This window comes from Streptomyces sp. NBC_01016 (assembly GCF_026341035.1).
In the GTDB taxonomy this organism is placed as follows: Bacteria; Actinomycetota; Actinomycetes; order Streptomycetales; family Streptomycetaceae; genus Streptomyces.
This window is the reverse complement of sequence record NZ_JAPEOQ010000001.1, coordinates 533980-550263: the sequence shown is the minus strand read 5'-3', so window position 1 is coordinate 550263 and position 16284 is coordinate 533980. Positions and strand designations below refer to the sequence as shown.

The 16284-nt window shown below is 67.5% G+C and carries 22 protein-coding genes; 14 read left to right on the top strand and 8 right to left on the bottom strand.

Going from position 1 to position 16284, the window contains the following annotated elements; all coding sequences use genetic code 11:
* Positions 1-43: 43 nt before the first annotated feature.
* Genes OG746_RS02640 through OG746_RS02630 form a run of 3 tightly spaced genes read right to left on the bottom strand, consistent with a single transcriptional unit; the run spans position 44 to position 2302 of the window.
* A complete protein-coding gene (locus OG746_RS02640) occupies positions 44-658 on the bottom strand; it encodes a bifunctional 4-hydroxy-2-oxoglutarate aldolase/2-dehydro-3-deoxy-phosphogluconate aldolase (protein WP_266711236.1) in 615 nt (204 codons plus the stop codon).
* Positions 646-1392, bottom strand: a complete 747-nt coding sequence (locus OG746_RS02635; protein WP_266711235.1) for an IclR family transcriptional regulator — start codon at positions 1390-1392, stop codon at positions 646-648. Before OG746_RS02635 ends, OG746_RS02640 begins: the two co-directional genes overlap by 13 nt.
* Before the next feature lie 4 nt (positions 1393-1396).
* A complete protein-coding gene (locus OG746_RS02630) occupies positions 1397-2302 on the bottom strand; it encodes a sugar kinase (protein ID WP_266711234.1) in 906 nt (301 codons plus the stop codon).
* A gap of 135 nt (positions 2303-2437) precedes the next feature.
* On the opposite strand from OG746_RS02630, the gene OG746_RS02625 reads away from it, so the two are divergent.
* The 11 genes from OG746_RS02625 (at position 2438) to OG746_RS02575 (ending at position 8921) form a co-directional block, all read left to right on the top strand.
* Positions 2438-3793, top strand: a complete 1356-nt coding sequence (locus OG746_RS02625) for an MFS transporter (protein WP_266711233.1) — start codon at positions 2438-2440, stop codon at positions 3791-3793.
* Between the two features lie 76 nt (positions 3794-3869).
* On the top strand, positions 3870-4460 hold the full coding sequence (locus OG746_RS02620; RefSeq protein ID WP_266711232.1) for a GNAT family N-acetyltransferase: 591 nt from the start codon (positions 3870-3872) through the stop codon (positions 4458-4460).
* 194 nt (positions 4461-4654) lie between these two features.
* Positions 4655-5743 carry a GNAT family N-acetyltransferase gene (locus OG746_RS02615; protein WP_266711231.1) on the top strand — a complete coding sequence of 363 codons (1089 nt, stop codon included), beginning with the start codon at positions 4655-4657 and terminating at the stop codon, positions 5741-5743.
* Positions 5744-5977: 234 nt separating this feature from the next.
* The gene (locus OG746_RS02610) at positions 5978-6460 is read left to right on the top strand and encodes a GNAT family N-acetyltransferase (protein ID WP_266711230.1); all 483 of its coding nucleotides are present in this window, start codon (positions 5978-5980) and stop codon (positions 6458-6460) included.
* Positions 6461-6476: 16 nt separating this feature from the next.
* On the top strand, positions 6477-7124 hold the full coding sequence (locus OG746_RS02605) for an HAD-IA family hydrolase (RefSeq protein WP_266711229.1): 648 nt from the start codon (positions 6477-6479) through the stop codon (positions 7122-7124).
* Positions 7125-7407: 283 nt separating this feature from the next.
* Positions 7408-7758, top strand: a complete 351-nt coding sequence (locus OG746_RS02600) for a hypothetical protein (protein ID WP_266711228.1) — start codon at positions 7408-7410, stop codon at positions 7756-7758.
* The gene (locus OG746_RS02595; RefSeq protein WP_266711227.1) at positions 7755-8009 is read left to right on the top strand and encodes a hypothetical protein; all 255 of its coding nucleotides are present in this window, start codon (positions 7755-7757) and stop codon (positions 8007-8009) included. Before OG746_RS02600 ends, OG746_RS02595 begins: the two co-directional genes overlap by 4 nt.
* Positions 8000-8236, top strand: coding sequence for a hypothetical protein (locus OG746_RS02590; protein WP_266711226.1), 237 nt, complete (start codon positions 8000-8002; stop codon positions 8234-8236). The genes OG746_RS02595 and OG746_RS02590 overlap by 10 nt, the downstream gene beginning before the upstream one ends.
* Positions 8233-8433 (top strand): hypothetical protein, encoded by a 201-nt coding sequence (locus tag OG746_RS02585; protein WP_266711225.1) that lies wholly within the window; start codon positions 8233-8235, stop codon positions 8431-8433. Before OG746_RS02590 ends, OG746_RS02585 begins: the two co-directional genes overlap by 4 nt.
* Positions 8426-8596, top strand: a complete 171-nt coding sequence (locus OG746_RS02580) for a hypothetical protein (protein ID WP_266711224.1) — start codon at positions 8426-8428, stop codon at positions 8594-8596. The genes OG746_RS02585 and OG746_RS02580 overlap by 8 nt, the downstream gene beginning before the upstream one ends.
* Positions 8586-8921 (top strand): hypothetical protein, encoded by a 336-nt coding sequence (locus OG746_RS02575; protein WP_266711223.1) that lies wholly within the window; start codon positions 8586-8588, stop codon positions 8919-8921. Before OG746_RS02580 ends, OG746_RS02575 begins: the two co-directional genes overlap by 11 nt.
* A 138-nt stretch (positions 8922-9059) precedes the next feature.
* On the opposite strand, the gene OG746_RS02570 is transcribed toward OG746_RS02575, so the two are convergent.
* A complete protein-coding gene (locus tag OG746_RS02570; protein ID WP_266711222.1) occupies positions 9060-9689 on the bottom strand; it encodes a class I SAM-dependent methyltransferase in 630 nt (209 codons plus the stop codon).
* Between the two features lie 77 nt (positions 9690-9766).
* Positions 9767-10312, bottom strand: coding sequence for a glycine-rich domain-containing protein (locus OG746_RS02565; RefSeq protein ID WP_266711221.1), 546 nt, complete (start codon positions 10310-10312; stop codon positions 9767-9769).
* A 326-nt stretch (positions 10313-10638) separates the two neighbouring features.
* Between OG746_RS02565 and OG746_RS02560 the strand changes: the two genes are divergently transcribed.
* A complete protein-coding gene (locus tag OG746_RS02560; protein ID WP_266711220.1) occupies positions 10639-11421 on the top strand; it encodes a helix-turn-helix domain-containing protein in 783 nt (260 codons plus the stop codon).
* 219 nt (positions 11422-11640) lie between these two features.
* Positions 11641-12147, top strand: coding sequence for a hypothetical protein (locus tag OG746_RS02555; RefSeq protein ID WP_266711219.1), 507 nt, complete (start codon positions 11641-11643; stop codon positions 12145-12147).
* A gap of 219 nt (positions 12148-12366) precedes the next feature.
* On the opposite strand, the gene OG746_RS02550 is transcribed toward OG746_RS02555, so the two are convergent.
* Together OG746_RS02550 and OG746_RS02545 are read right to left on the bottom strand one after the other, a co-directional pair.
* Positions 12367-12657, bottom strand: a complete 291-nt coding sequence (locus OG746_RS02550; RefSeq protein ID WP_266711218.1) for a hypothetical protein — start codon at positions 12655-12657, stop codon at positions 12367-12369.
* Positions 12658-12953: 296 nt separating this feature from the next.
* A complete protein-coding gene (locus OG746_RS02545) occupies positions 12954-13739 on the bottom strand; it encodes a hypothetical protein (protein WP_266711217.1) in 786 nt (261 codons plus the stop codon).
* Positions 13740-13976: 237 nt separating this feature from the next.
* Here OG746_RS02545 and OG746_RS02540 point away from each other — a divergent pair, with 237 nt between their 5' ends.
* A complete protein-coding gene (locus OG746_RS02540) occupies positions 13977-14507 on the top strand; it encodes a hypothetical protein (RefSeq protein ID WP_266711215.1) in 531 nt (176 codons plus the stop codon).
* Positions 14508-15601: 1094 nt separating this feature from the next.
* Here the strand turns inward: OG746_RS02540 and OG746_RS02535 are convergent.
* The gene (locus OG746_RS02535) at positions 15602-16003 is read right to left on the bottom strand and encodes a hypothetical protein (RefSeq protein WP_266711213.1); all 402 of its coding nucleotides are present in this window, start codon (positions 16001-16003) and stop codon (positions 15602-15604) included.
* Positions 16004-16284: the final 281 nt, after the last annotated feature.

Here is a 16284-nt window from a genome sequence, read left to right as displayed (position 1 = left end):
CCGGCGCTTGAGGCGCGGGGTCCGGGGCAGAGCCCCGCGACGTTCACCCCTGTGGCCGCAACAGTTCCGCCAACAAAGGAAGTTGCTCCGGATCCTCCAACGCCGAACCAACGGCGACGACCTTCGCCCCCGCCGCCAAATACGCGGCCGCGTTCCCCGCATCCATCCCGCCCGTGGCAACGAACGGCACCTCCGGGAACGGCCCCCGCATCGCCCGGAACCACTCCGTCCCGAGCACACTCGCCGGGAACGCCTTCAGCCACGTGCACCCGATCCCCCGTGCGGCCTGCACATCCGTGGCGGTGGCCACGCCGGGCAGATGCGGCAGCGCGGCCGTGAGACTGGCCCGCGCCACCTCCGCGTTCAACCCGGGGGCCACCGTGAACGCGGCGCCCGCGTCCACCGCCCACCCGAGCCGTTCGGTCGTGGTGACGGTCCCCGCGCCGACCGGCTTCCCGCGCTCCCGGCCCGCGGCGACCACGGCGGCCAGCACTCCCGCCGCCTCCTCGGTCTGCACGGGGACCTCGACGCACTCGATGCCGAGTTCCCATGCGCGTACGGCGAGTTCGACGGACTTGTCTGCGGGCATGCCGCGCAGGATCGCCATCACCGGTACTCCGGCGAACAGCTCATCGAACGTTGTGGCTACGGACGCCATCCCAGCTCCTTGGAGATCGTGTCGGCGGTGGTCATGAGGTCGGGCAGTACTTCGGATTCGAGCGCGCCCAGGTCGGCCCTGGCCTTGAGCGCGGTCACGGACGCGGCGGCGACGACCTCGCCGCTGCTGTCCCGTACGGGTACCGCGACGCAGTTCACGAAATCCTCGTACTCGCCGTCGTCGACGGCCCAGCCGCGGGCCCTGGCCTCGGAGAGGGCCTTGCGGTAGGCGTCGGGGGAGGTGATCGTCGTGCTGGTGTGCGGCGCGAAGTCGCAGTCGGCGAGCAGCGCGTCGGCCCGTTCCCTGGGGATGTGCGCCAGGATCGCCTTGGCGACTCCGGCGGTGTGCAGGGTGACCGGGCGGCCGATCTGCGAGTAGAGGCGCACCCCGTCGACCGGGTCGACCTTGTCGACGTACACGATCCGCTCGCCCTCCAGGGCGGCGAGGTGCACGGTGTGCCCGCAGCGCTCGCCGAGCAGCCGCAGGTGTTCGCCCGCGACGTCCTTCAGTCCGAACTGTTCCAGGGCGAGGTGGGCGAGCCCGGCGAGCCGGTGCCCGACCGCGTAACGGCCGTCGGGGAGCCGGCGCGCGAGGCCGCCCTCGGTCAGGGATTCCAGGATGCGCAGCGCGGTCGAGCGGTGCACGCCGAGGTGCTCGCCGACCTCGGTCTGGGTGCGCGGGCGGCGGGCGATGAACTCGAGGATGTCGATGGCGCGACGGACGGTCTGTGACATGGGGTCAGCGCTCCTGTGTGGTGGCGGGAACGTAATCCTCGATGCTGCGCAGCGTCCGCCCGGCCAGCCGATGCCCGAGCGCGAGCCGCTCGGCGGGCGTGGAACCGCCCAGCAGCCCGCTCAGATACCCGGCAGCAAAGGCATCCCCGGCACCGACCGTCTCGACGACATCGACGACGGGCGCCGCCACGAACTCGCCGCCCGCACCGGCGAATTCGGTCGCCCCCACATCCCCGTCCTTCACCACGAGGATGCCGCGCGGCGCGAGATGTTCCCGTACGTCCTCGGCGGTGGAGGTGCCCCACAGCGTCTCGGCCTCGTCGCGCCCTACGAGTACGACATCGGCGCGGCGGGCGAGTGCACGCAGCGCATCGGCCGCCGCGTCACGTGAACGCCACAGCGTCGGGCGGTAGTTGACGTCGAACGACACCTGCGTCCCGCTGTCCGCCGCCCGCTCCATGAGGGTGTCCACGAGCTCGGCGCAGCCGTCCGACAGGGCCGGTGTGATCCCGGTGAGGTGCAGCAGCCGTACGTCCGTCAGGTCGACGCGGTCCGCGTCGGCCGGCGTCATCCGGGACGCGGCCGAGCCCGCCCGGTAGTAGTGCACGCGGGTGCCGTCGGGGCCCGGGTCCTTGAAGTACACGCCGGTGGGGGCGGCCGGATCGGCGAGCACCCCGTCGACGCGCACGCCGCGCGAGGCGACCGCCGCGACGATCCGCCGCCCGAACGGATCGTCCCCGACCCGGCTCACCCACGCGGCCTCGTGCCCGAGGTCCGCGAGGTACTGCGCCACGGTCGACTCGGCACCGGCGACCGCGAGCCGCAGCTCCCGGCTCCGCTCGAGCCCCTCGCCGTCGGCGGGGGTGACCTGCGCCATCGTCTCGCCGAGGCAGACCGCCGTACCGGACATTCGCCGTCCTCCAATGACATCCCATTGACATCCCGATGGGCCCATGAAGAACATTAGCAGCCTTCACGCAACAGGCGTGCATATGTTGCAACATCGGGTCGTCAGTCGGCCCACCGAGCCCGGAAAGAGAGTGAGATGAGCCCGACGACGAGCACATCCACCCACAAGGAGCCGTCCGCTCCGAGAGACGCGAAGGTGATGAGCGCGCGCACCCGCCAGCGCCGCACAGCCGCCGCGAGCGTCGTCGGGTCGATCCTCGAGTGGTACGACTTCTTCCTCTTCGGCGCGTCGGCCGCGCTCGTCTTCAACAAGGTCTTCTTCCCGGACGTCTCGCCGTTCGCGGCGACCCTCGCCTCGTTCGCGACCTTCGGGCTCGGCTTCGCCGTGCGCCCCATCGGCGGCCTGGTCCTGGCCCACCTCGGCGACCGCATCGGCCGCCGACCGGTGCTGATCCTCACCGTGATCCTGATGGGCGTCGGCACTCTCGCCATCGGCTTCCTGCCGACGTACCACGCGATCGGCATCTGGGCCCCGATCCTCCTCGTGCTCTGCCGGATGATGCAGGGCTTCGGCGTCGGCGCCGAGCTCGGCGGCGCGTACGTCATGTCGACGGAGGCGGCCGAGGAGGGCAAGCGCGGGTTCTACGGTTCGCTGCCCGGCGCGGGCGAGTTCATCGGCGTCGTCATCGCCTCCGGCGCGGTGGCCGCCGTCTCGACGCTGCCCGAGGACGACTTCCTGAGCTGGGGCTGGCGCATCCCGTTCCTGGCCAGCGCCTTCGTGGTCGTGATCGCCCTGCTGATCCGCAACGCCGCGCCCGAGACCGAGCAGTTCGAGCAGGCCCGCGACAGCGGAAAGCGCGAAAAGCTCCCGGTCCTGGCCGCGATCAAGACCCGCCCCAAGGCGATCGCCCTGCTCATCGGCTCCGGCTGCGCCACCGCCATCGCCTCGTACGCGATCCAGGGCTATCTGCCCAGCTACCTCACCAACCAGCTGGGCCTCTCCTCCGGCACCTCCGTCCTCGGCATCACGATCGCCTCGGCGGTCTCGATCCTCACGATCCCCCTGGCGGGCGCGCTCTCCGACCGGGTCGGGCGCAAGCCGGTGATGATCGGCGGCGCGGTGGCCATCACGCTCTTCGCGTACCCCTTCTTCTGGCTGGTGGACACGCGCGAGCCGTGGCTGATCTACCTGGCGATCACCGTCGCCTTCGCGCTGATGCTGAACTCGATCTTCGCGGTCACCGGCACGTTCTACGCGGAGTCGCTGCCGACCGAGGTCCGCTACAGCGGTCTGGTCTTCGTCCGCGAGATCAACGGCGTTATCTTCGCGGGGACTTCGCCCTTCGTGGCGACGCTTCTCGTCGACGCGGGTGGCGACCGCCCCTGGTACCTGGCCGGGTACATGGCGCTGGCGGGCCTCGCGAGCGCGCTGTGCATATGGCGCCTCCCGGAGACGGCGCCGGTCCGCAATTTCAGCCCCTCCGGCGATTGAGGAGCGGGGTCCGGGGCGGAGCCCCGAGGCGTTATCCGGATGCGCGCCGCGACCGCATCCGGCCATGATGCGGATCATGCCGATCGACATCCCGCACATCATCAAGCCCGGCACCCTGGCGTCGGGCCCACAACCGACCCTCCACTCGACGGACGGTGAACTCGTCCTCCGCACACCCGAGTTCACCGACGCCCCCGCGATCCACGACGCCTTCCAGGACCCGGCCCTGCGCTACTGGCACATCCGCGGCATGGAGTCCGTGGACGAGGCCCGCGACTGGGTGACGTCGACGCACGAGGGATGGCGGGAGGAGACGGCCGCCCAGTGGTTCGTGGCCGGGGCGGCCGACGGGGCGCCGCTCGGCAGGATGGCGCTGCGCCAGATGAACCTCATGGAGGGCGTCGCCGAGGTCGGCTACTGGGTGCTGCCGGCCGCCCGCGGCCTGGGCGTGGCCCCCAGGGCGCTGGCGGCGATGACCGACTGGGCCCTCGATGTCGGCTTCCACCGCATCGACCTCCTGCACTCCACCCGCAACGAGCCCTCGTGCAAGGTGGCGCTCAAGGCCGACTACCCGCTGGAGGGCACGCGCCGCAGCTCGGCGCTGCACACGGACGGCTGGCACGACATGCACGTCCACGCCCGTATCAACGCCTGTGTCAACTCGTAGACCAAATCCATGCGTTGAGTGCTCTACTTGCCCCGATGGGCTCTTGACAGCGTGCGTACTGTTTCGCGACCTTTGAGCCCCATGGGGGGAAGAGGGGGGCCCATGAGCAGCATGCTCGCGTATCAACGCACCTGTCCGGTTACCGGTCCGAGCGCCGGCCCATGCACCCGCGGTGAAGGGCGGTCGAACCGACGTTGAACATCACGACGTACAGAGCCGATGAGCTCAGCGCGTCCTTGCGTTCCGCCTGGCACGAAACGATGGAGCAGTCTCCGGACTTCCAAAACCCGTTCCTGGCACCGGAGTTCGCGGAGGGGGTCGCCAGGTTCAAGGGTCGCGCGCACGTGGCGGTGCTGCGGGAGGGGGCCGAACCCGTCGGATTCTTCCCGTACGAGAAGGGGCCCGCGGGCATCGGCCGCGCCATCGGCATGGGCCTGTCCGACTGCCAGGCCTTGGTGCACCGGCCAGGAGTCACCTGGGACACCCGCCAACTCCTGCGCGCCTGCGGCCTGTCGGTGTTCGAGTTCGACCACCTCGTCGAGGAACAGAGACCCTTCGGCCGCTACGTCACCGGAACGTTCGCCTCACCCGTCCTCGACCTGAAGGACGGCAGCCATGAGACGTACGAGGAGTGGCTGAGGGCGACGTACCCCGGTCAGGCCAAGACGACGCTCAAGAAGGAGCGCCGCCTGACCCGCAACGTGGGGGAGATGCGCTTCGTCTACGACGAGCGCGACCCCAAGGTCCTGCACCAGCTGATGCGCTGGAAGTCGGCCCAGTACCGCCGCACCGGCCGCATGGACCGCTTCGCCCGCCCGTGGATCGTGCACCTGACGGACCATCTCTTCCAGGTCCGAGAGGACCACTTCACGGGAGTCCTCTCGGTCATCTACGCGGGCGACCGCCCGGTCGCAGCCCACTTCGGCCCGACGTCGAAGACGGTCTTCGCGGCCTGGTTCACCGCATACGACCCGGAGTTCAGCTACTACTCCCCGGGCCTCCTCATGCACCTGCGGATGGTCGAGGCCGCGGGCCGCGAGGGCATCCGCCTCATGGACTGGGGTCGCGGCGAGAAGGAGTACAAGGACTGGCTCAAGACCCGCGAACTCCGCGTGGCCGAGGGCTTCGCGACCCGCCCCCACCCCGCCGCAGCCGCCCACCGCCTCTGGCGCCGCCCGGTCCGCGGCCTGCGCAACACGGTGCTCGCGCATCCGGAGCTGCGGGAGCGGGCGGACCGTGTGCTGCGGACGGTGGGATCGATGCGGCAACGGCAGCGGCCGTAGCCGTCGGGGCGGCCCGCTTTTCGTGGAGGGCCGCCCTCAACCTCAACAGGGGGACGATCTACACAAGCACTCGTCGGCACTACGATCCGGTCCATGGAGTGCTTTGCCGCTTGGCGCACGCGGGTCTGAGGGCCCCGACTCGCCGCCCCTCGTTCGGGGCGGGAGCGGGCCGACCCATGCCCAGTTTCCCCTGGGTCCCAAGCCCTCAGCCCTCAGCCCGAAAGGCACCCTTCGATGCGTATCCGCGCATTCGCCCACGACGACGTGGCTCCACTCACCGACCTGACCATCGAGACGTTCCGGCCGTTCTTCGAGGAGGTCTTCCGCCCCTCGATGGGCGAGGTCATCTTCACGGTCCAGCACGGCAATTGGCGCGACGACTACCGACGACAGATCGCGAAACTCCACGCCCCCGAGCGCCACTCCTACGTCGCCGTCGCCGAGGTGGCAGGCGTGATCGCCGGCTACGTGGCGTGGGCCGTCGACCCGGACCGCAGACACGGCGAAGTCGTGATCCTCGCGGTCTCGTCCGAGCACCGCCGCCACGCCGTGGGTACGGCCCTGTGCGAGCACGCCTTCGAGCAGATGCGCCTGCGCGGAGCGGAGATCGTCGAAATCGGCACGGGAGGAGACTCCTTCCACGCACCCGCCAGGGCTCTCTACGAGCAACTCGGTTGCATCCAGAACCCGGTAGCTGTCTACTTCCGGCAGCTCTAGCCAGAGGAGAACTTGAGTGACCATTTCTTGCGTCATCCTCGATATCGGCGGCGTTCTGGAGATCACGCCGGAAACCGGGTGGGTGCGACGGTGGGAAGAGCGGCTGGACCTGCCACTGGGCACCGTCGACGAGCGGATGCACGACGTATGGCGGGCCGGGAGCGTCGGGAGCATCAGTGAGCGAGAGGTACAGGAGCAGGTATCGACCCGCTTGGGCCTCGATGGCTCCCTGGCCGAAGCCTTCATGGCGGATCTCTGGGCGGAGTACCTGGGGACGCCGAACGAGGAGCTCATCGACTACGTACGAGGGCTGCGGGGAACCTGCAGGCTGGGCATCCTGAGCAACAGCTTTGTCGGCGCCCGCGAGCGCGAGACGACGCTGTACCACTTCGACGAACTGGTGGAGCAGATCGTCTACTCGCATGAGCTCGGCATCGAGAAGCCCGACCAGCGCGCGTTCGATGCCGCGTGCGCCGCCTTGGCTGTGCGACCGGAGAACTGCCTGTTCATCGACGATGTCCCAGTCAACGTCGAGGCGGCCCGGACGGCGGGCATGCAGGCGCACCTGTTCGAGGACAACGCACGGACGGTCACGCGCATTGCCGCGCATCTGGAGACCGGGCCCGTGAGCCCAGTCTCCTTCGGCGCTCGACGGGCCGAGTGACTAAGGGCGGCGTAGTCGGACGGCAAGGAAGCAAATCCTGCCGCTACATGTCCGGCCCGTCGACACCTCGTCGAGCGTCAGGCGGGTAGATCACTATCGGTCTCTCGGACGTCACCATGGCATCAGCCTTGCGGCCCGCCTCACCGGCCGCGCGCTGACCTCGTCCAGCCTGTGTGAGACCCGTAACGAATCCCCGTGATCAATTTCCATCGCGCCTGGCCCGCCGCCTAGCGTCCCCCGGACACATCGACAGCCGGGGGGCTATTTCGAGCGGAGCAACACAGTGGCCCACCTGGCATACAGCGGCACAGGTGCCGGGAGACTCATAGGCGAGCTGCTGCCCGACTGGCTGGAGCTGCCGATCGCCGGGGCCATCTTCGCCGGGTTGATCATCTACGGCGTCATCCAGCGAATCCGCAATGGGTCCCCCGCGAACCGCCCCGAGAACATCGCGATACGCAAGGGCGCGGCACTCCTAACGGTCTGCTCGTCCGCCCTCTTGGAGATTCTCGGCGTGATCGGGATCTTCGCCTTCGGGTGGCCGTGGTGGGCAGGCGTCGCACCCGCCGCCTGGTGCGTCCTCGGCGTCTTCCTGCTCCGCTCGGCGCTCAAGGCGGGGGAGCAGCGCAAGTGAACCTGCGCGAAGACAAGTGGGAGGTCATCGCCCTCGCCGGGGGGACCCTGTCCACCATCGACCTCGTCACCACGTACACCGGCTGGGCCCGCGTGTTCTGCCTGGTCCTCGGCCTCTTCGGCATCAGCGCCTGGTGCCGGGAAATCCGCGTGAAGCGCCGCAAGCGCCGCAAGCGCCGCGACCTGCGCCGGGCCTGGCTGACGCACTTCGACCGCCTCATGCGCGACGAGGTGAAGCGCCGATGCCGCTGATCAAGCCCCAGCCCATGAATGTCGAGGTGTGGGTCCGCTTCCAGCACGCCCGCCGCAAGGCCCACATCTTCGCGGGCGCCGGGTTCGTCCTCGGCACCATCGGCATCGCACAGGGTTTCACGCCCCAGGCTTGGTGGGTACTCGGCGGCTCCGTCGTGGCCGCCGTGCCCTTCGAGTTGTTCTGCCGTCGCGTCAAGGCCGCCCAGCCGGAAGGTTTCCGCCGATGAAGCCGCCCGTCCTGGAGTTCGCGGTGCCGGTCGTCCTCGCCGTCGTCGTCGGCGCGGTCGGCATCGTCATTGGCGGCGGCTGGGGTCTCACGCTCGGCGGTGGGGCGCTGTATCTCGTCGTCAAGGCCCTGCTCGACGCCCTCGGCTTCGGCCTCTGGCGGCGCCGTCACTCCGACAAGAGGGGGGACGATGAGTAGATACCTGCGCCCCCTCGCCCTCGCTACGGCTGTCGTCATGGCCGTGGTCATCGTCGGCGGCCTGTCGCCACAGTGGGGCTCGCCGCTGGCCTTCGGCGTCTTCTACGCCGGGTTCATGGCCCTCCAGCGGTACGTGGACAAGGGGGACGACGATGATCAATAAGGTGCTCGTCCGGATCATGTACGCGCTGATCTTCGGCGGCGTGATCGCCTACGTCGCCCAGGGCCTCTTCCGCGACGGCTGGGTGTCGGCAGCCTTCGGGGTCGCCACCGTCGCCGTCTTCGGCCTCTGGAACCTGCGCCGGGCCACAGTGCCCCGCGACCGGCAGCTCGGCCCCGTCGGCAGGTTCCTGATCACCCCTACCGGCCTGGTGATCGGTCTGGCCGTGGTGGCGCTCGCCGGGGTGCTGGTCTGGCTCGGCCTGGGCGACTGCCCTCCATCGCCCGGCCCCACGACGTGCGATGTGCCCAGCCACATGAACTGGTAGCCGCACAGCAAAGAGCCCCGACCGGGGTGAGCGACCGGGGCCTTGCTGGTTTGTCTTCACTCATGCCTGCGCAACGGCGCACCGTCGGGCGCAGTGGTGGCGCATGCCACGACGAGTAGGTGAAGGGCTAGCGGCCGCCTACACAGTTGCCCGGATCAGCATCGTTGCCGCGCTCTGGCCCGCCGGCGGTTCGATGATCTCGGTGCGGACGTCGGTGAATCCGTGGCGGTGCAGGAACTCGGTCCACTCGTCGGGTGTGTGGTCGTGACGCATGCCGGCCCTGCCCGGCTTGAGTTCCTGGCTGTCGGCCGGGAGGTGGGAGAACGCGAGGACACCGCCGTCGTTCATGCGGGCCCGTACGAGGGGCAGTAGCTCGTCGGGGTCGACGAACCAGACTGCGCCGAAGATGGACAGCACCACATCGAAGGTGGCGGCCTCGGTGGTCAGGTAGTCGACGGCCTCGGCCGTGCGGAAGTCCAGGCCGGGCAAGTGTCCCCAGCGCTCGCGTGCGGCGGCCTCGCGGCTTGGGGCGACGTCCACGCCCGTGCAGGTGGCGCCGAGCGTGGCCAGGTGGGCGAGGTTGTCGCCGTTTCCGGAGCCCAGCTCCAACACCTTCAGGCCGGCCAACGGCGTGCCGAGAACGCCCTCGTCGGGGCCGTGGTCCGGGTACTGGGTCCAGTTGAGCCACGTCGACTGGCCCCGTGCGTTCACTGCACGGCGAAGTGTGCGCTCCTTGGCGAAGCGGTCCCAGGTCTCGGCGAGCGACATGCAGATGGTTCCTCTCACAGGGGAAGGGGCCCGCCCCGAATGTAGAGGGGTGGGCCCCAACTCTCTGTCTTTGTAGCCTACTTGCTCTTGCCCGTGTTGGGCGAGTCGGTGCACCCGGCGTGGCACTGTGTGCACTTCACGCCCATGTTCCAAAGCTCGCGGTCGATGACGAAGCCCGCGGCCTCGATCGCCGCGACGGTGGCCTCCAGGACCATCGGCCGGCCGTCGGCTTCGGCCTTCACCTTGTCGTCGTCGCTGACGCAGGCGACGTCGCCGTGATTCTTGCCTTCGCCACCGCCGTCGTTGGTGCACTGGACGCACAGATCGGTTTCGAGTTCGGGTACGTGGTGGACGTACCGGCCGAAGTGCCCGTAGGTGAACTGGTGGTACGGGATGGTGTCGAGCATGAACGAGTGAACGCCCTGGTCCACCTCGGGGGACGGGCCCACGAGGAGGTCGGGGTTCTCTCCGGCGGCCACGAAGTACGCGATCGTCTGGCCGAAGATGCGCTCTGCCTTGTCCTGGCCGATCTCGGGATCCCGCATGATCAGCTTCACTTGCCGCGCCCACACGTCCTGGGGAACGAACGTCTTAGGGTCGCGGATCTTCACGGCGGTGCTCATGCTGGTGTGCCTCCACGCGATGGGGGATTCGTGGTGGTGCCTGGGGAGCGTCCTCCGCCTCGGCGGCATCGCGGGCAGATGCAGGGCGGCATCACACCAGTCGCCATGGGCTCTCCGCCCTCGCCCTCGTAGAGGGTCCGTGAGGTGGTCTGCGTGCCGTCTGCTCTGACCGTGTACGCGCTGATGCGGATGGACATGGCTCCCATCCTGTGGACGCGGGGCGACCATCGCGGCGACACATCTGGCGTCCGAGAGGCGGTATGTCGGCGTCACACGAAGGCGTCAAACCGGTGTCATTGGACGAGGCGCGTAGCTAGCCTCGGACCATGACCACCACAGCACAGGTACAGACGAACGACGTCCTGCGTGCCGTGCGTATCGGCATGCAGCTCTCGCAGGACGAGTTCGCGAACGGACTCCGCAAGACCGGCAAGGAGCTGGGCGAACCCAACGATGCCAGCAAGCGCCTCGTACAGCGGTGGGAGTCGGGCCAGACCCGCACATGCCGCCCGCTGTACGCCCGCGCATTGCAGCGGTTCACGGGCCGCCCGATCGAAGCACTCGGGTTCGCGCTCGCCGTGTCAGCCTCCCGCGTCCACGAGGACGGCGCAGGCGGCCACGACATGGACGCCGGGGCAACCGGTGTCGCGGAGGCGGCCGAGGCACCCGAGACGGCGCCGGAAGCGCAGGCGGTGGACTACTCGGGTATCTGGCTGAGCCGCTACGAGTTCTACTCCTCCGGCCGCGACACCACGTACGAGGGCAAGCATCATGTCCTCGTCGTGCACCGGGACAACCGGCTCACGGCCGAGTCCCTGCCGGGCGCGTCCAGCAACCCCGACAGCCCCCTGCACCTCGACCTCACGACGGACCGGAACATCGTCACCGGGTCCTGGATCGAGCAAACCGCTTCGGATGGCTACTACCGGGGCGCCCGCTACCACGGGGCGATCCAGATGCTGATCGAGCCGACCGGGCGCCGGATGGCCGGCAAGTGGGTCGGCTTCGGCAAGGACTTCGACGTGAACACGGGACCGTGGGAACTGCGGCTCCTCGACACGTCGACGTCCAAGGCCACCGTGGAGCGCTACTCCCGCGCCCCGGAGTAGGCCCCGCCCGCACCACTCGGGACGCCGGTGCCGCGTCGTGGCGTCGACTGGCCTCGCGGCTCATGCGGCGGCTTGCTCGTCGTGCTCGCGCAGCATGCGCATCACGGTCGCAGGAGACGGGTGCTCCCGGCAGGGGCGTTCGAGGTCTACTGTCTGGGCGGCATCCTCGTGTGCCGACGCTGATCATCGTGATCGCGGTGCCCTGGAGAAAGGGTCGTCTTGATCCTCCTCATACCGGTGGTGTTTCTCGCTACCGTCGCATTGGTCATGTTCTTCCTGCTCCGGGGCCTCGGGGTTGCCCTGCCAGGGGACGCGCGTTGGTCCGGACAGGGCTGGCGCCGTCCAGTCGTGGCCGCCGCCTTTGCCTGCGCGGCCACGGCCACGGCCGCCTACTCATGGGGAGCCATGGGGCTGTTGTCGACCGTGGCGGTGGCGCAGGACGGCGGGGCGGACTCGGCGCCGTTTCCGTACGACCATCCATGCAGGGAGCAGTTGAAAGGGGCGGTGGACTATGACGTCCAGTTCCTCACCCTGCGCACCGTATGCGTGATGGACGACGGAACGCGGAGAGCAGTGGATGACGTGCCGCAGGGCGTTCGGGCGACGGCAGCGGGATCGGCGGCCTCTGCCGCCGTATTGACGGGCATCCTGTTGGCCACCGGGGCCTCGCGTGCACGCCCGAGGCCGGCGAGTGACGCTGACGACGTCGACCCCGCAATTCAGTAGCGGGCGTGGGCCTCGTTTCGGACTGTGCGGGAGTTGCACCGAGAGAGGTTCGCCCGCGGGCTGCGTGTGCGCGCTTTCTCGGCAGGATTCGAACCTGCGACACCCGCTTTAGGAGCTCGAACTAGGCGGCGTTGTGCAACTGTCGGCCATGGACGCGAAGGCCAGAGAGTGGTGCTGATGAACACCACTGTCCGGCGCCGTTGATGTCAGTCTTGGATGTCAGGAACTCACGTCATCGGGCACTGTGTTCGCTGCACATTGCTGCTGTGCCGCGTGGCGCTCCCGAGCCGCCAAGCGCTTGAGTCGACGGTTTCTCTGCCCGGCTGCTCGCTGCTGAGCTCTTACCATCCTTGCGTCCCGCGGGTCGCTGACGAGGTCGTAGTCGTAGAGAAGAAGTTCATTGTCGTCTTCTGCAATGAGCTCTCGCAGAGCCGCGATGTGTCGCTCGGGGTTGACCAGCCGGCGCTTCGACTCCAACCAGGCTGCGCGTCCGCCGTCGTTTTCGGCCATGCGGGGACCGTAGCGCACCTCCGGAACGAGGGGGAGTGCCTTCCTTGGCTGGGCCGCACACGACCCCGGAGGCCCTTTGGCTCTCAGAGGAAGTCGCTGGTAGGCGCCTTACGGGCGCTCGATCGGCTGGGATCCGTCCACAGATAGTCCACGGTTCCGTGGCCACGGCTTAGTCGATGACGCCTGGCTTCGGTGGCGTGGGTTGCGGTACTTCCCTGCTGTACTGCACACCCGGACGTCGTCTCGTTCGGCGTGCTGAGTACACCTGATGATGTCGGCAACGATGGAGACGCCGCTTAGGGATCGACTCCTTTGCTGTCCTCCTCAGTGCTCCCGGCCTCATAGAACGTTTCGGCCCGCTCTTGGATCATGTGCCACTCAAGTTCAGCGAGCAGCGACAGCATAAGCATGATCGCGATGATGCAATGACCGTCGTTCATGTGCTCCAGCGGCAGGCGATGCATTACCGCGTGTCGGGACAGGTTCTGTGGGAGTGGATCTTGCCTCTCCGGGAAGTACTGACTGAACAGTGGCTCGATCGGCGTGAGGACGACCTGGTCCTGCGGCCACCATTGCGGGTGCGGCTCCATACCCGCTGCCTTCTTCAGCTCGTCGTACATCTTGTACCGGGTTCGCTCCACGCGGGCTACGAGGAACATGATGTCCTCCGCCGCTGCCAGAGCGAGGCATCCAGCAGCGAGCAGGTGACCGTCCTCCCATGCGGCGAGTACACGCCGGGCGGTTTCGGGGTAGTCGGTATGCCAGCCGTCGGAGTCTTCCGGAACCGTGCGGCGACACGCGGTGCGTAGCTTCGCTTGGTGGCTTACGAGGACATCGAGCTTCGCGGCGTGGTGGTCATCAGCCTGGACGAGTTCACGGATGACGTCGGCGGGCGGTATCCACGCGACGGGGATGCCATGGTTCCTGGCGAGTGAGTGAAGCTGACTTAGGGTCGCACCGGAGCCCCACCAGTTCCGCTGCCGGACCCAGGTGTAGAGGTGTGGGACTGGTTGAGGGCCATCAACACTGGCGTCGTACCTGTCCCATTGATCGCCCCACTCCGCCAGCTCCTTGGGGCTCACGGCCATTCTTCCGGCCGACGGGTCGCCACTGTAAGTCATATCGGGCATGGTGCCCCAAGCCCTCACTCAAGAGCGTCACAACTTCTGTGAACCCGAACCACATCGCCGGTGAACGGCCCGCCAGTCCGGTCGCTTCAACGCACCCGTTCCACTGACACTTTGAGCCGCAGGCAGGCACGATTGGCTGGACGTTGCGGGACGGTATCGAGCGAGAAGCAGCGTCGGGGGAGAGCAGTGATGGGCATCGACGTGCAAGACCCTCGCGAAACGTGGGGACAGACTGCCTACGCGGTACTGGTCGAGGTGGCGCGTACGTATCACGCTGTCATCACCTACAAAGAGTTGGGACGGGAGGTTCAGGAGCGGTCTGGCATTCACACCCGTGCTCTGCTGCACAACTGGATCGGCTCAGTCCTCGGGCGCGTGGTTCGTGAAGCCCACCGAAGAGGAGATCCGCCCTTGACCGCGCTGGTCGTGCACAGCGACGACGGCATGGTGGGTGAGGGCTACAAGGAAGTGTTGGCGGTTGCGGGACAGCCGCCTGTACCTGGTGTGCTAGAGCGCGAACGCCATGCGGCCGAAGCGCGGCTCGCTTGCTACCGGAGATTCGGTGCCACGTTGCCTCCGGGAGGAGGAGTTCCTGCCCTTGCTCCCAGGCATCAGGCTGCCATTGAGCGTCAGCGGGCCCGTACCGTGCAGCCGCCAGCCTTTTGTGACGGTTGCTTCATGCAGTTGCCAGTGACGGGCATCTGCGACTCCTGTGGATAGAGACCTTGTTCAACCTACGCAGACGGCTCCGGAGGCCCTTTTGTGCGGTGGGTAGCGTGCTGGTCAGCGCCATGATCAACACGACAGTCCAGGGTTCTGTCCACAGGTGGTCCAGACGTAGGAGGCGCCACTGCGCGACCTGTCAGCTAGCGGAGGTGCGCTTCGGTGGGCAGTGCCTCCTCGGCACAAGGCGGCGTGAACTCTTCCCACACTGCGCTGCCGCGATGGTGGGCTGTACGTAGGACCACACCGATCGAACCTCTGTCGACAGCAACTTGGCGCATCATGGGTAGCAGTAGCGTGTCGTGATTGGTGCAACATGACAAGCAAGGGGGAGTAGTGCCGCACGTTCGCGGCTATTACCGCGCCGATGGCACCTGGGTGACCCCTCATTGGCGCGAGGGCCCGTCTGCCGACTATGGAGATCTTGATCTAGAGATCAATGGGGCCACGGTCCTTCTCTTCCTGATCATCTGCCTTACCCCGCTTACCCTGCTGTGCGTAGGGCTCGGATGGGCCGCAGACGTCGACTACTTCGGTGGAGCATGGTTCTGCGCTACTGCGGATGCTGGCTGCGTTCTCATGCTGCGCAGAAGGTGGCGGCTCCAGCGCGCGCAGGAAGTAGCCCGCATGCGTCGAGAGCTTCAGCTGGCACTGGATGACGAGCGCCAGCGGCGTGAGGCCCCGCCCGCCGAAGGGAACTTGGCACCGAACCCCTACGCGGATCGAGTCAATGAATGGCTGCTGTGGCAGACACCCGATGGCAGACCTGGACCCTACGCACCCACGGCCCGCCCACGTCGACCCAGTTGCACCCGATGCGGCACGCAGAAGTACGGCCATCCCGGAGCCGAAGTCTGCTTCTGGTGTGGAGAGTGACTGGGCGCGGGATCCCTGCTACGGCTGTTGGTGTTGTTGAGGTAATCCCTGCGTGGCGGCCGCGAGCTGTGGGTGAGTCCCACTTCAAATGCCAAGCGCTTAGAAGGCGGCTGGCACGATCGTTGCCACATCACCCTTGACCTGGTGTTGCTGGGTGACTATGTGCAAGAAATCAGCGTCTTCGACACGCATTCGACAGAGCAGGTTCCGCACGCCTACCGGCCAGGAGCCGAGTGAAGCTCGTGGAGCGAGTTGACCTGCCCAATCCAGAACTCAAGTCTCGTTGTTGCAGAGGAGCTCTTGGGGAGCATGCTGAGCTGCTGCGCGAGGGCGTAGAAACCAGGCCCAGCGTCGTTCGCCCCGAGGTAGTGAACCAGTGCAGAGATCATGAGCCCGCTCTTCGGGTAGTCCCGTTCCACGATCAGTCCAAGCAGGTAGCCCATGGCGGCACGCTCGTCCGCCTGTTCGAAGTCGAAGCCGGGAAGCCCAGTCCGCCGGGCCAGCACAGAGTTCATCTCTGTGTAGGTCGTGACCTTGCGGAGCTGTGCTCGCTCAACGAGGAACTTCAAGCCGGCGTCAGTCAGCTGTTCCCATACCACGTCGCTTCGGCCGTACATCGCCACCCCCTGCACTCGCGGTCCAGTCATCAAGTATGCCGATCTGGCTGACACGGTGTGGGCGGATTCGATTGCACACAGCTCCGGAGGCCCCTTGAGTCCCAGACGAGTACGCAGGTCACGGGCTTCAAATGGGTCGGCTGGCGGCTGTTCGTCCACGAATAGTCCACGAGCTGCGATCTGATCCGTAGCTCTATGTGGCTCGGCCATCAGCGATCGCGGCGACTGAAGTAAGGGTCATGACAGACAGAGCATGTCGCAGTTGCTGCACAGTAGCTAGC

What these genes read in the sequence shown, in the direction of transcription:
- OG746_RS02640 (WP_266711236.1), bottom strand. Translation starts at nt 658, where the DNA reads ATGGCGTCCGTAGCCACAACGTTCGATGAGCTGTTCGCCGGAGTACCG.
- OG746_RS02635 (WP_266711235.1), bottom strand. Translation starts at nt 1,392, where the DNA reads ATGTCACAGACCGTCCGTCGCGCCATCGACATCCTCGAGTTCATCGCC.
- OG746_RS02630 (WP_266711234.1), bottom strand. Translation starts at nt 2,302, where the DNA reads ATGTCCGGTACGGCGGTCTGCCTCGGCGAGACGATGGCGCAGGTCACC.
- OG746_RS02625 (WP_266711233.1), top strand. Translation starts at nt 2,438, where the DNA reads ATGAGCCCGACGACGAGCACATCCACCCACAAGGAGCCGTCCGCTCCG.
- OG746_RS02620 (WP_266711232.1), top strand. Translation starts at nt 3,870, where the DNA reads ATGCCGATCGACATCCCGCACATCATCAAGCCCGGCACCCTGGCGTCG.
- OG746_RS02610 (WP_266711230.1), top strand. Translation starts at nt 5,978, where the DNA reads ATGCGTATCCGCGCATTCGCCCACGACGACGTGGCTCCACTCACCGAC.
- OG746_RS02590 (WP_266711226.1), top strand. Translation starts at nt 8,000, where the DNA reads ATGCCGCTGATCAAGCCCCAGCCCATGAATGTCGAGGTGTGGGTCCGC.
- OG746_RS02585 (WP_266711225.1), top strand. Translation starts at nt 8,233, where the DNA reads ATGAAGCCGCCCGTCCTGGAGTTCGCGGTGCCGGTCGTCCTCGCCGTC.
- OG746_RS02580 (WP_266711224.1), top strand. Translation starts at nt 8,426, where the DNA reads ATGAGTAGATACCTGCGCCCCCTCGCCCTCGCTACGGCTGTCGTCATG.
- OG746_RS02575 (WP_266711223.1), top strand. Translation starts at nt 8,586, where the DNA reads ATGATCAATAAGGTGCTCGTCCGGATCATGTACGCGCTGATCTTCGGC.
- OG746_RS02570 (WP_266711222.1), bottom strand. Translation starts at nt 9,689, where the DNA reads ATGTCGCTCGCCGAGACCTGGGACCGCTTCGCCAAGGAGCGCACACTT.
- OG746_RS02565 (WP_266711221.1), bottom strand. Translation starts at nt 10,312, where the DNA reads ATGAGCACCGCCGTGAAGATCCGCGACCCTAAGACGTTCGTTCCCCAG.
- OG746_RS02560 (WP_266711220.1), top strand. Translation starts at nt 10,639, where the DNA reads ATGACCACCACAGCACAGGTACAGACGAACGACGTCCTGCGTGCCGTG.
- OG746_RS02550 (WP_266711218.1), bottom strand. Translation starts at nt 12,657, where the DNA reads ATGGCCGAAAACGACGGCGGACGCGCAGCCTGGTTGGAGTCGAAGCGC.
- OG746_RS02540 (WP_266711215.1), top strand. Translation starts at nt 13,977, where the DNA reads ATGGGCATCGACGTGCAAGACCCTCGCGAAACGTGGGGACAGACTGCC.
- OG746_RS02535 (WP_266711213.1), bottom strand. Translation starts at nt 16,003, where the DNA reads ATGTACGGCCGAAGCGACGTGGTATGGGAACAGCTGACTGACGCCGGC.